Source organism: Natranaerovirga pectinivora (assembly GCF_004342165.1).
Lineage (GTDB): Bacteria > Bacillota > Clostridia > Lachnospirales > DSM-24629 > Natranaerovirga > Natranaerovirga pectinivora.
This window is the reverse complement of record NZ_SMAL01000002.1, coordinates 82,855-96,016: the sequence shown is the minus strand read 5'-3', so window position 1 is coordinate 96,016 and position 13,162 is coordinate 82,855. Positions and strand designations below refer to the sequence as shown.

Genomic DNA, 13,162 nt, shown 5'->3' with positions numbered 1-13,162 from the left:
CTACTCCCCTCTGTCATTAAAAATGTCCTTTAGATTATCACCTATATTTATGTTATAAACTTTTATACCTGCTCCTGATAATTCAGATAGTATTTGTTCAACACCCAGTTTTTTTTCTCCTGTAATTTTTTCAGGTGATACATAGATCAGACTTATATGATATCCACTTGACATTATCCTGCATATGGTCTCATAAAGGTCTTGATCCACGATTGAGGTAGAAAGAAAAATATCAGGCTTACTCCCACTGTTATTTACCTGACTATAAATAATATCTTTATAGCTAATTTCCTGATTAAAGGTAACTTTTCCAAAAGCTTGATAGATATTTTCAAAATCTACAAGATTATTGCAATCATAACTTAAAAACGCCCCGTCATAATAGATAAATCTCACATTTGCACCATTTTTCAAAGTACACCTTAAAGCAGAAACAACAGCCTCTATGTGTTTGTCCTCAATAAAAGCATTCTTAGCTGGATCAGAAACAACCCTTGTTAAATCAACAATAAATATTGCATTTGCTCCAAAAGTACTTTCATATTTTTTAACCATTAATTCATTAACTTTGGCAGTAAGTTTCCAATGTACTTTTCTTAAACTATCCCCATAATTGTATTTGTTGATCTCATCAATAACAGAAACATCTTCATAAAAATTACCTGAATTTGATATTTGGTCAGGTAAGTCTTGAATATTTATACCAATACTATCAATATCTACAACCCTTGGTAAAACAGTTACTTTCAAAGGTCGTTTATTTCTTCTTACAAATTTAAAAATACCAAGGAAGTCTTGTATTTCTATATCACTTACGCCTACATCAAAAGCACCTCTATATTTGAACCGATGTTCAAAACACAATTCTCTCTTGCTAAAGGGGTGTATAAATAGATTTTTTATACTGGGTTCGGGTATTAATGCACCTCCCCCATTATAAAATCTAATTTTTACATAGGGAAGAATAAACAATCCTCTGTTTACAATACAAAGACTTAAGGTTACTTTGGCACCCTTAACAATTGTACTGGTATCAATGTTTTGATTATACTTAAACACAAAATAACCGGTAAATATATGAACAAATGATACAATAGGAAGAGCAATAACCGTGTAAAATAACATATATGGTATTCTGCCACCATGAAAATATACAAAAACAAATGCTAAAATAAGAAGGCTGATATATAGTACCCTATTTCTTTTCATTTATTTCACCACTGGAATTTTTATATTATTTAATATTGATACCAGTATATCCTCCGCTCGGAGTTTTTTAAGTTTTGTTTCTTGCTTTAGAAGTATCCTGTGTGAAAGTACTGGCACCACCATTTTTTTAATATCATCAGGAATAACATACGCCCTATTATTGTAATAAGCCCAAGCTTGTGCAGCTTTAAATAAAGATATGGAACCTCTTGGACTTGAACCTAGTAATATATTAGGACTCCGACGTGTCTCCCCTACTATATTTACAATATAATCACATAAGCTTTTATCTACATGGATATTTTTAACCTCTTGTTGTATAGCAGCAATATCACTACTTTTTGCAGCTGGGTTAAGTGAGTGCATTGGGTTTTTAAGTTGGAGTTCAGATAATATTCTACTTTCTTCATCTGCTAATGGATAGCCTAATGATATCTTTATAAAAAATCTATCTAGCTGTGCCTCAGGCAAAGGATATGTTCCTAGATATTCCACAGGGTTTTGTGTTGCTAACACCATAAAGGGTTGGGGCACTTTATATGTGTTCCCGTCAATAGTAACTTGGTTCTCCTCCATCACTTCAAGTAAACTTGCTTGGGTTTTAGGAGATGTCCTATTTATTTCATCTGCAAGAATTATTTGACTCATAATTGAGCCTGTTCGGTATTCAAACTCTCCAGACTTTTGATTGAATAATGTAAACCCTGTAATGTCTGACGGTAGAATATCTGGTGTAAATTGGATTCTCTTAAAACTTGCATCTATTGATTTTGCCAGCGCGGATACAAGGCTGGTTTTTCCCACGCCAGGTACGTCTTCAATAAGAACATGTCCATTACAGACCATTGAAATTACCACTAACTCAACGATTTCTCTTTTACCTATTATAACTTTTTCAATGTTTTCAACTATTCTATTCAAATGATAGGAATTATTCATCTTACACCTCTCAAGGTCAATCTATAATATAAATTCTTTCATAGTTAAATCTTGTACTAAACTTAGTAAGGCTAATCATATTTCTCTAATTAATTTTACCTATTCTAAGGACCATATACAATACTTTCTGTAAAACTCTATAATTTACCATTATTGTTGATTATCTGTAATATATTAACTCAGCTTATGCCTCTTACTTCGCAAGAGACACAAGCTTCGTTGAAAGAACCCTTGGAAGAAAGGTTCAAAATCATAAACAAAGGGCTGGAAATATATTCCAGCCCTTTGTTTATTAAAAAAGAGGTGCAAAGACTCTAAGCACTGCATCAAATAAACTTCCAAAAAGTCCTTGTTTGCAATTATTTACTTTAATCTCTTTGCTTTTATCTATTGTTTCAAGGGAATCTTTTTTCAGATCCATAATTGAAGGTGTTTTATATAAGAAGGTGCCACATTCAAAATGGAGATATAAACTACGATAATCCATATTGATTGTACCTACAACCCCAAGCTCATCATCACAGACGTAACTTTTCCCGTGTATAAAACCAGGGGTATACTCATAAATCTTAACCCCGGCCTTTAACAATGGCAAGTAGTTGGATCTTGTAAGTCTAAATACAATTTTTTTATCTGGGATACCGGGGGTAACGATTCTTACATCCACACCTCTTTTTGCTGCCATACAAAGGGCGGACTTCATTTCATTATCTATAATAAGATAGGGCGTAAAAATATAAACATAGCGTTTTGCTTGAGATAAGAGCTCTATATAGATATTTTCACCAATTGCTTCATTATTAAATGGTGAATCTGAAAATGGTTGTACATAACCTATATCTTCATTACTCTGTATGTTCTTAATAGGAGGTTTAAAGTTTTCTAATACATCATTGCTTTTTTTAAAAGCATTCCACATTTCTAAAAACATCAATGTAAAACTCCAAACACCTTCCCCCTTTAATCGGACGCCTGTGTCTTTCCAGTGCCCAAATTTTAGTTTCTCATTAATATATTCATCTGCCAGATTAATACCACCATTAAACGCTGTGTGCCCATCAATGATTAATATTTTTCTGTGATCACGATTATTAAGAATCACAGAAAGGATTGGCCTAACCTTATTAAAAGCCATACATTTAATACCTATTCTCTCCATTTTTTGACTAAAGTCATTAGGCAATACAAAAAGTGATCCTACATCGTCATATATTAAACGAACATCTACACCTTCTGCCACTTTTTTAGTAAGTATATTAAGAATACCATCCCACATCTTTCCTTCTTCAATAATAAAATACTGAAGAAAAATAAAACGCTCTGCCTTTTCTAACTCCAACAACATATCTCCATACATTGTTTCCCCAAGAGGATAGTAGGTCGTTGCTGTGTTTTTATAAATAGGGAAAAAACTTTTGTTATGTATATACCGAGCTGTTCCTAAAACACGCTCACTCATATCACCTATTTCATTTAAAACCCCTTGGTCTACCTTTATCAGTTCTATTGTTTTTTCATATTCTTTACTTAGGCGAGCATGCATCGCTTTAGATGCCCTTTTATTTCCAAAAAACAGATAAAAAAGGGCTCCAGATAATGGCAATGCCATAATAAGAATAATCCATCCAATCTTAAAAGAAGCATTATCATCCTTTTTAATGATATATAAAACAATGAGTATACTTAATATTGAAAAGATGGCACTCACCCATGCATAATACCTTGTGAGCCTTATTAAGAAAATTATAAACCATACCATTTGTACCAACAGTATTACTGATGTTATAAGTATTCTATTATTAATGATTTTTAGTATTTTCATCAAAATATCCCTCTAGTGTTTAGAAAATTTTCAAAATACAGTGATTAATTCTTAGTTGGTAAAATTATATCATGTTGTTATACAATATACAATTTGTAACTTCTTAGCATTAAAAAAATAAGGCTTTGAAAATAAAACCTTATTTTAAATCTTTACTTAAATTAAATGGTTCAACCTGTCAACCTTATTCATACTCTTCTAAAAAGCTATGCTTCTCTCCATTTTTTCGATATCCTTGAATGGTATCCATATTCACATTATGGGTACTGTTAAAAATATTCATATCCACATATGGATTTTCTTTTTTCATCTTTTTAATCAAGGCTTTCATCTCTCCTCTTTTAGAGCCCCCACCTTGTCCATCTAATACACAGTTCTCAGTAAAACGACAAGCACATTGAATGAATTTTAAATCATTGTGTTTCATCCATTCAATTATAGCCGCCTCTTTCACCATATATAAAGGACGAATAAGTTCCATTCCCTCAAAGTTTTGACTATGTAGTTTAGGCATCATGGTTTTTATCTCAGAGCCATAAAACATACTCATTAAAGTGGTTTCTATTACATCGTCAAAATGATGTCCTAATGCAATTTTATTACACCCAAGATCTTTTGCATTTTTATATAGATAGCCTCTTCGCATCTTTGCACATAGGTAGCATGGACTTTCATCTACAGATGCAACAACTTCAAAAATATCTGTGTCAAAAATTCTAACAGGGACATCTAACATCTTTGCATTGTCTTCTATTCTTTTACGATTGATAGGATTATATCCTGGATCCATTACCAAATACTCAATTTCAAAAGGGTAAATAGAGTATCTTTGAAGCAATTGCATACATTTTGCTAATAACATAGAATCTTTTCCACCTGAAATACAAACGGCAATCTTATCGCCTTCTTGGATTAGATCATATGTTTTAATGCCTTTTAAAAACTTAGACCATATGGACTCTTTAAAAGTTTTATTTATACTTCTTTCAACTTCTTGTGCTCGGTTCATTTCTTTCCCTCTATTCTATAAACCTATTTGACACTATCCTTAAAGGCAGTTTTAAATGCCTCTAATTCTTCCTTTGTGGTCAAATGGCTTAGGCTAATTCTTAATGTTGATGTAGCGCCTTTTTTATCTTTTGTTAATGCAAAAACTGCTCTAGATGGTGTGTACGGCGAACTACAAGCTGATTTAGTTGATACATATATATTCTTCTTTGCTAATTCATTTTTTACCACTTCTGCTTTAATACCCTTTAATGTAATGTTTAATATGAAAGGTACTGATTGATCAGTGGAATTGATTCGTATAAAATCAAACCCTTTAAAAAAACTTCTTAATTCTTCATTTAGACTTGTTACATATGCCAAGTTTTTGTCACGATTTTTTTCAATCTCACTAAGAGCAAATGCTAATGCATCAATTAGCCCTAAGGATGGCGTACCACTACGAAATGGCGATATGCTTAAACCTCCGTGATGTAATGGTTCTATAATAACATTCTCTTTTAATACCAAAGCAGCACTTCCATTTAAGCCATAGATTTTATGTCCTGCAAAAGTATAACTGTCCACATATTTTAATGATTGAAAAATCTTACCCACAGCTTGGGTACCATCTATGTGGAAAAATGCAGAAGATTCCTCTTTTATGACACGGCCTATATTTTCAATATCTTGTATTATCCCCATCTCACTATCCACTTGGCATAAGGCTACCAATAATGTATCTTCTCGTAACAAACCTTTTAAATGGGCTATATCTACTTGACCTTGTTGATTAATATCTACATAATCAATTTCATAGCCTTCTTTTGCCAATTGTTCAATAGGACCTAAAACAGATGAGTGTTCTAAAAAACTAGTAATGATATGCTTTCTTCTTGCCCCATATTCCTTTGCAATACCTTTAATGGCAAGGTTATTGGATTCCGTCCCTGATGACGTAAAAATTAATTCTTGAGGTTGTATTTGCAAACATTTTGCTATTGCTTCTTTCCCTTGATTTAATTGATTTTTTGCTTCTTCTGCCAAAGGATTATTTGAATTAGGATTCATTGGATAAGTTCTTTCACAGTTCATAAAGCGTTGAATAACTGCTTCACTAGCAGGGGTATTCGCAGCATAATCAAGATATATCATACTATATTCCTTTCTATTACCTACTTAAACACACTCATTATACAAGAACTTTGTAGATTTCTCAACTGTATTTAAATAAATCATTTTAAACTTGCCAAAACAAGCACCCCAATGGAATGCTTGTCAATAAGTGCTGCTTTATAACGATCATTTTATTTACGTCTTTTTAGAAAATAAACCTTTAGATAATCACTTTCTTTAAGTGCCTTGTTAACACGAAAATCACTAGGCAAACCAAAAGATTCTACAATCTCAGCTTTTTCACCTCTAGCAGCGAATCCTTGTTGGATCATTTCCCAAAACTTTTCCCTTTTTAGTGCACTATGATTGGTAGAAGCGATAAGCATACCCTCTTTTGATGTCATATCCAGTGCCTTTGATATCAGTTGAGCATAATCTTTAGCTGCACTAAAGGTATGTTTTTTGGACCTGGCATAACTAGGTGGATCTAGAATAACAATATCAAAATCCTTGTCTTTTTGTTTGCCACGATTAAAGTAGTCAAAAACATCCATAACGACGATTGACTGTTTACTATCATCTATCCCATTGATTGTCATTTGTTCAATGGTCAAATGGGTACTGCGTTTTGCCAAATCCACACTTTCAGTCATACTGGCACCGCCCATTAGGGCAAAAACAGAAAAAACGCCTGTATAAGAAAATGTATTAAGAACTGTCTTACCTTTTGCATATTTACTCATAAGGGCTTTTCGAACATCCCTTTGATCAAGAAAAACCCCTACCATAGGTCCATCATCTAGGTTTACAGCAATATTAACACCATTTTCTTTAACGATTAGTGGAAAAGTTGCTCTTTCACCTTTTACAAAGTCCTCTTTATCTAAATCATCTCTACTTTCATTGAATCTTTTTTTCTCATAAATGCCTTTATAATCTACAAGTTCACAAAGCATGTCAATAATTTCATCTCTAAAAGTATAAATGCCCTCACTATACCAATTGAAGAGGTAATACCCATCAAAATAGTCTATGGTCATTCCACCAACTCCGTCACCTTCTCCATTGAAGACTCTAAAAGCAGTTGTGTTGGTATCTTGATAATATCCACTTCGATTATTTATAGCTTCACTTACTTTGCTTTTGAAAAAGTTTCTATCAATATGTTCATTTTTCTTCCAGGACAATAGCCACCCAATACCTTTGTTCTGGTTGCCAAAATAACCTTTAGCAATAAATTGACCCTTGTGATCTAATAGTGTGAATATATTACCTTCTTTATATACTGATGCATTATAGTTAATGAAGGATTCCTTTAATAGTGGAAACCCCTCCTTGTATTTGTTGTCATATTTTTTCTGTGCTCTAATCTCTGTCATTGTCTCAACTCCTTGTATTACCATTTTACCACAGCAATTCCATAAAAACTATTTCCAATCTGATAATAATGTTTCTCCACGATCTGTTGCTGGAGCTGGGGTAATAGATAATGAGGATATTTCTTTACGCCATTCAGGCGTCATATTGACATTCATAGCTGCAAGAGAATCCTCTAGTTGTTCTAAATTTCTTGCACCAATGATTGGAGCCGTTATTGCTGGATTAGACATGGTCCAAGCAACAGCAAGGGTTGCTGGTTTAATCCCATGTTCAGCAGCATATGCACTAAATCTTTCTGCTACAACGAAATTCATTTCATCATTATATCGATCTGTATATCTTTTCTCTTCAACGAGTCTGCCTTGATTTGGTCGTTTGTTTACACCATATTTACCTGTAAGGAGACCTCCACCTAGAGGACTATAGGATATAACCCCCATTTGTTCTGAAAGGGCAAAAGGTAAAATCTCTACTTCTGCTTGGCGCTTAACCAAATTATACATCGGTTGTGTTAATTCGAAGCGAGCAAGTTGTTCTTTTGCAGCAAGTCCTAAGGCCTTAGCCATTTGCCATGCTGCCCAATTGCTTACAGCAGGATAAAGTATCTTTCCTTGCCTTTGAAGATCATCTAGTGCTTTAAGGGTTTCTTCCATTGGTGTATTCTCATCAAAGTTATGAACAAAATAGAAATCAATTCGATCGGTTTTTAAGCGTCGCAAACTATTTTCAACTTCAAGCATTATATGACGACGTGAAAGCCCTCTAGCATTGATATCATTTCCCATTGGAGAATAGACTTTTGTTGTAAGTACGATCTCATTTCTACACTCTGAGATACATTCTCCTAGTATTTCTTCAGAGCGTCCACTACTATAAGCATTTGCCGTATCAAAGAAATTAATACCTACTTCACGACAGCGCTTAAACATAGCTTTTGACATTTCCTCATCAGCATTTTTACCAAAGGACATTGAACCAAAACATAAATTAGAAACTTGTATTCCTGTTTTTCCTACTGTTTTATAATTCATAATTCTTATTCTCCTTATATAAGTATTTTCCTACGTTATCACTATAAAACTTATTATATCATTTTTTACCAGACATAATATCATCAACTGCTTATTTAATAGATTTTTTTCATTTACCAAACTCCTTTAAAATTTTGAATAGGTATGATAAAATGTAACCCATTATAAAGTGAACTCATTTATGAAATTACACTTAAAATATAAAGGAGATTTGTATGAAAAAAGTTGTAGTAACTGGTGGAAATGGCAAAACTGGCAGATGGGTTGTGAAAGAATTTTTAGAACAAGGGTATGAAGTCATTAATGTAGATGTTCATGCAAGACCTGATGATTTAGGCACTCCCATAAAGGTTGATTTAACTGATTTGGGACAAGTATTTAATGCCTTAACAGGTGCTGATGCAGTGGTACACCTAGCAGCAATACCAAGGCCAAGAGGCTATACAAGTCAAGTGGTTTTTCAAAATAATGTAATGTCAACTTATAATATTCTTGAAGCCGCGGCTGGATTAGGCATTCAAAAAGTTGTTATTGCTTCTAGTGAATCTGTTTATGGTTTAGCATACACAGGCCCCAATTATGTCCCTATGGATGAAGAACATCCTTTATCCCCTATTGATAGCTATGCTTTATCTAAAATATTAAATGAAAAAACAGCTGAAATGTTTAATCGTAAGACAGGCATGCAAATTGTTTCCCTAAGAATTGGTAATGTTATGGAACCAGAAGATTATAATAGATTCCCTAGCTTTGAAGCCCAAAAAAGAAAAAATATTTTATGGAGTTATATTGATGCACGTGATGTTGGAAGTGCTTGTCGTTTAGCCATTGAAAAAGATGGTCTAGGTGCAGTTATTTTAAATATTGCTGCAGACGATACAAGCATGTCTGTAGATAATAAAGAGCTTATGAATACATGTTATCCTAATGTAGAAGATTTAAGAGAACCTATTGAAGGATTCAATACATTGCTTAGTAATAAAAAAGCCAAAGAATTACTAGATTGGCAACCTATACATTTTTGGAGACATTATGTTCAAGAACAATAATGAGCTTGTACCCCTTACTTTCTAGTAGGGGGTACAATAAGATTTATAAAATTTTAAAATTTACATTGATTCCTTAAAGGGACTCATGGTAAAATTAATATACATATTAACGAAGCTTATGAATCATGCTTTGCACGAGACACGAGCTGCGTTGAAAGCATGATTTTCAAATCCCTGTAAACAAATTTTAAAATCATACTTTCATACACAATAATTTTATAAACTTCGAATGAAGATAGTGGAATACATTCTTTGTAAACCGTTATTGGACGAAACTCTGGAGAGACTCATTGAGCACCGAAGGGGAAAGCCTAATTTTTAGGTGAAACTCTCAGGTAAAAGGACAGAGAATTTTCATATAGGTAGGATACTATTGGTAGTAACTATTTTTAGTTATGCAATAGTTTTTTCCTTTTGAAAAATCTTAAACCCCAGAGACTAAGTTAATTCTTTAGTCTTTTTTTTGAGTTCTAATTTAAGTAGTATCTTTCCAAAACATAATAGGAAATGGAGGCGATTGGCTACAAATTATTTTTACATAGATAAGCTTTAAAATATACAAAAGTTTTTTAAACAAATAACTCAAATCAATTGGAGGTAACACATGGATTTTTTAATGGAGATCATTGCAAAAATTAATAGTTTTTTATGGGGTCCTGTTATGCTATTTTTCTTAGTAGGTACAGGTATTCTATTTACTCTCAAATTACGATTTATACAAGTAAGAAAAATCAAATACATTTGGAAGGAAACTTTCGGAGGTGTTTTTAAGAAATCAGATAAACCTGATGAAGATGGTATATCCTCATTCCAAGCCCTAACAACAGCTATTGCAGCTCAGGTAGGTACTGGAAACTTAGCAGGTGTAGCTACAGCTATTGCCGCTGGAGGCCCCGGTGCTATTTTTTGGATGTGGGTAAGTGGTTTCTTAGGTATGGGAACTATTTTTGCTGAAGCAGTATTAGCCAAAGTACATACAGAAAAAGTGGATGGTGAAATAACTGGTGGTCCAGCTTATTATATTAAAAAGGGCCTTGGCAGCAAATTCTTAGCAAGCTTTTTTGCTGTTTCTATTGTCTTAGCTCTTGGGTTTATGGGCAATATGGTTCAATCTAACTCTATCTCTGATGCAGTATACACAGCTTTTAATGTTCCTAAATTAGTTACTGGTCTTGTTGTAGCTGCTATTGTTGGTCTAATCATTATTGGGGGAATTAGTAGAATTGCCTCCTTTACTGCAAAGATTGTTCCATTTATGGCTGGACTATACATTATAGGTGGTTTAGTAATTATTTTAAGTAATTATGTTGAAATTTTACCTGCTTTTAAAATGATTTTCCATGGTGCATTTAATCCTATGGCTGCTACTGGAGGTCTTATAGGTGCTTCTGTAAAAGAAGCTTTCCGTTATGGTATTGCTAGAGGTCTTTTCTCTAATGAAGCTGGTATGGGTTCTACACCTCATGCCCATGCTATTGCAAAAGTAAAACACCCAGGTCAACAAGGCTTAGTTGCTATTATGGGTGTAATTATTGATACAGGTGTTATTTGTACATTAACTGCTCTTGTTATTATAACAACAGGTTCCTTTTCTACAGGATTAACAGGGGCATCATTAACTCAAGAAGCTTTTACAAGTGGTTTTGGTGGATTTGGTAGTACCTTTGTGGCCATATGTTTATTCTTCTTTGCATTATCTACCATTATTAGTTGGTATTACTTTGGAGAATCAAATATTAAATTTATTTTTGGTAAAAAAGGCATTACACCTTATAGAATTCTAGTTTTATTGTTTGTTGTTATAGGAACTGCGATGCAGGTAGAAATTGTTTGGGAACTAGCGGATACATTTAATGGTCTTATGGTAATTCCTAACTTAATAGCCCTGTTAGGGTTGACATCTGTTGTAGTTAATATCTTCAAAGATTATGATGAAAAGTTAAAGAATAAAGAACTATAATATCTTTAAAAAACTCCTTACTGGATTATTCCCAGCAAGGAGTTTTTTTAGATTACTTTATAAATTTTACAAACCTTTTCTTCCCTATTTTCATAACATCATTACAGATTATCACTTTATCTAAATCATCTATTACTAACTTCTCCCCATTTAACTGAACACCATTTTGCTTAACCAATCGGATAAATTCACTTTTACTTTTAACATAATCCATCTCAATTAATTGTAAAATTATATCGGCAATAGTATCTTTATCTATCTCTATTAAAAGCTCTGGTATCTCATCTGGAATTTCTTTTTTACCAAAGGCTACCTCAAAATATGCAATTGCTTTTTCTACATCTTCAGGTGTATGGTAAAGAGAAGTTATAATTTTTGCTAGACGCAATTTGACATCTCTAGGGTTTACACCGTCTTTTAATTCTTCTTTTATTTTCTCAATAACATCTGGATGCTCATCGGTAGTAAGCTCAAAATATTTAATAATTAGTTCATCCGGAACTTCCATAACTTTTTTAAACATCACTTCCGCTGGTTCACTAACCCCAATATAATTACCAAGACTTTTACTCATCTTTTCAACACCATCTAATCCTTCAAGAATAGGCATAAACATAGCAATTTGTTGTTCTTGATCTAATGTTTTTTGAAGGGTTCTACCCATCAGTATATTAAATGTTTGATCCGTTCCCCCTAACTCAATATCTGCTTTAAGTTCAATTGAGTCATAAGCCTGCATTAGCGGATAGAAAAATTCATGAATCCCTATTGGTGTTTGATTTTGATATCTTTTTTGAAAGTCATCTCTTTCTAAAATTCTAGCAACAGTAGTGGTTGCAGCAAGTCTAATAACATCTTCAAAGTTAAGCTTTGACAACCATTCACTATTAGATCTCACTTCTGTCTTTTCTTTATCTAATACTTTGAAAATCTGCTCACAATAGGTTTTTGCATTTTCCTTTACTTGTTCATCTGTAAGGGCAACTCTACCTTTAGCCTTTCCAGTTGGATCTCCAATTTTGCCTGTAAAATCACCAATAATAATTATCACTCGGTGCCCTAAATCCTGCATCTGCTTCATCTTTCGCAGAACAACGGCATGACCTAAATGAATATCTGGTGCTGATGGGTCAAGTCCTAGTTTTATTGTTAGTGGTTCATTTGTATCAAATGATTTTTTTAATTTTGTAAGCAACTCTTCTTCACTTACTAGGGTGTGTACCCCTTTTAGGATAATTCGTAATTGTTCTTCTGGTTTTAACATATTTAACATCTCCTTGAAATATAATTTTCAATATTTGCAAGGTCTATAAGAAAAGCCGAAAAAAATAAAAAGTAGGCATAAAAAAACTCGCCCTTTTGTTTCCAAAAGGACGAGATGTCTTCTCATGTTACCACCTTAATTTATAAGCAACTCACATTACTTACCTTATTAAGTACATCACCATAAGGTGAGATACCCTAGCACGATAACGGATGCTGATTCCCGTTGCAGCCTACTTAGAAAAACCGTTCGGTGCAAAGCTCAAAGATGTATTCACAACCATTATCCACGCACCTCTCATCAACCGGTAACTTTCTGTTTGGCATCCTGACTGCTACTAATTCTTATCACAGCTTTTATTCTTATACTCCGAAATGAGGACTAACCACAAATCTTCGTTATGCA

Annotated in this window: 10 protein-coding genes, 1 riboswitch and 1 other annotated feature; of the genes, 2 read left to right on the top strand and 8 right to left on the bottom strand. The window is 33.3% G+C overall.

Translation table 11 applies throughout. The features are described 5' to 3' along the window. The 7 genes from EDC18_RS02990 to EDC18_RS02960 form a co-directional block, all read right to left on the bottom strand. On the bottom strand, nt 1-1,209 hold the full coding sequence (locus EDC18_RS02990) for a DUF58 domain-containing protein (protein ID WP_132250153.1): 1,209 nt from the start codon (nt 1,207-1,209) through the stop codon (nt 1-3). Continuing rightward, nucleotides 1,210-2,148, bottom strand: a complete 939-nt coding sequence (locus tag EDC18_RS02985; RefSeq protein ID WP_132250151.1) for an AAA family ATPase — start codon at nt 2,146-2,148, stop codon at nt 1,210-1,212. A 292-nt stretch (nt 2,149-2,440) separates the two neighbouring features. Further along, nucleotides 2,441-3,970 (bottom strand): cardiolipin synthase, encoded by a 1,530-nt coding sequence (gene cls / locus EDC18_RS02980; RefSeq protein WP_243115047.1) that lies wholly within the window; start codon nt 3,968-3,970, stop codon nt 2,441-2,443. A 184-nt stretch (nt 3,971-4,154) separates the two neighbouring features. After that, nucleotides 4,155-4,979: a tRNA 2-thiocytidine biosynthesis TtcA family protein gene (locus EDC18_RS02975; protein ID WP_132250147.1), complete on the bottom strand. Its 825-nt coding sequence runs from the start codon at nt 4,977-4,979 to the stop codon at nt 4,155-4,157. 23 nt (nt 4,980-5,002) lie between these two features. After that, nucleotides 5,003-6,112, bottom strand: coding sequence for a cysteine desulfurase family protein (locus EDC18_RS02970; protein WP_132250145.1), 1,110 nt, complete (start codon nt 6,110-6,112; stop codon nt 5,003-5,005). Between the two features lie 152 nt (nt 6,113-6,264). Continuing rightward, the gene (locus EDC18_RS02965; RefSeq protein ID WP_132250143.1) at nt 6,265-7,452 is read right to left on the bottom strand and encodes a class I SAM-dependent rRNA methyltransferase; all 1,188 of its coding nucleotides are present in this window, start codon (nt 7,450-7,452) and stop codon (nt 6,265-6,267) included. Between the two features lie 48 nt (nt 7,453-7,500). Further along, on the bottom strand, nt 7,501-8,484 hold the full coding sequence (locus EDC18_RS02960; protein WP_132250141.1) for an aldo/keto reductase: 984 nt from the start codon (nt 8,482-8,484) through the stop codon (nt 7,501-7,503). Nucleotides 8,485-8,699: 215 nt separating this feature from the next. Here EDC18_RS02960 and EDC18_RS02955 point away from each other — a divergent pair, with 215 nt between their 5' ends. Further along, the gene (locus EDC18_RS02955) at nt 8,700-9,533 is read left to right on the top strand and encodes an NAD-dependent epimerase/dehydratase family protein (RefSeq protein ID WP_132250139.1); all 834 of its coding nucleotides are present in this window, start codon (nt 8,700-8,702) and stop codon (nt 9,531-9,533) included. Between the two features lie 267 nt (nt 9,534-9,800). Next, nucleotides 9,801-9,890, top strand: a riboswitch (glycine riboswitch). 247 nt (nt 9,891-10,137) lie between these two features. Next, the gene (locus EDC18_RS02950) at nt 10,138-11,493 is read left to right on the top strand and encodes an alanine/glycine:cation symporter family protein (RefSeq protein WP_132250137.1); all 1,356 of its coding nucleotides are present in this window, start codon (nt 10,138-10,140) and stop codon (nt 11,491-11,493) included. Nucleotides 11,494-11,545: 52 nt separating this feature from the next. On the opposite strand, the gene tyrS is transcribed toward EDC18_RS02950, so the two are convergent. After that, nucleotides 11,546-12,757, bottom strand: a complete 1,212-nt coding sequence (tyrS, locus tag EDC18_RS02945) for a tyrosine--tRNA ligase (protein WP_132250135.1) — start codon at nt 12,755-12,757, stop codon at nt 11,546-11,548. Between the two features lie 102 nt (nt 12,758-12,859). Further along, nucleotides 12,860-13,117 (bottom strand) — a binding site (T-box leader). Nucleotides 13,118-13,162: the final 45 nt, after the last annotated feature.

Coding starts and splice junctions, on each gene's coding strand:
- EDC18_RS02955 (WP_132250139.1), top strand. CDS start 8,700: ATGAAAAAAGTTGTAGTAACTGGTGGAAATGGCAAAACTGGCAGATGG.
- EDC18_RS02960 (WP_132250141.1), bottom strand. CDS start 8,484: ATGAATTATAAAACAGTAGGAAAAACAGGAATACAAGTTTCTAATTTA.
- EDC18_RS02990 (WP_132250153.1), bottom strand. CDS start 1,209: ATGAAAAGAAATAGGGTACTATATATCAGCCTTCTTATTTTAGCATTT.
- EDC18_RS02975 (WP_132250147.1), bottom strand. CDS start 4,979: ATGAACCGAGCACAAGAAGTTGAAAGAAGTATAAATAAAACTTTTAAA.
- tyrS (WP_132250135.1), bottom strand. CDS start 12,757: ATGTTAAAACCAGAAGAACAATTACGAATTATCCTAAAAGGGGTACAC.
- EDC18_RS02965 (WP_132250143.1), bottom strand. CDS start 7,452: ATGACAGAGATTAGAGCACAGAAAAAATATGACAACAAATACAAGGAG.
- cls (WP_243115047.1), bottom strand. CDS start 3,970: ATGAAAATACTAAAAATCATTAATAATAGAATACTTATAACATCAGTA.
- EDC18_RS02950 (WP_132250137.1), top strand. CDS start 10,138: ATGGATTTTTTAATGGAGATCATTGCAAAAATTAATAGTTTTTTATGG.
- EDC18_RS02970 (WP_132250145.1), bottom strand. CDS start 6,112: ATGATATATCTTGATTATGCTGCGAATACCCCTGCTAGTGAAGCAGTT.
- EDC18_RS02985 (WP_132250151.1), bottom strand. CDS start 2,148: ATGAATAATTCCTATCATTTGAATAGAATAGTTGAAAACATTGAAAAA.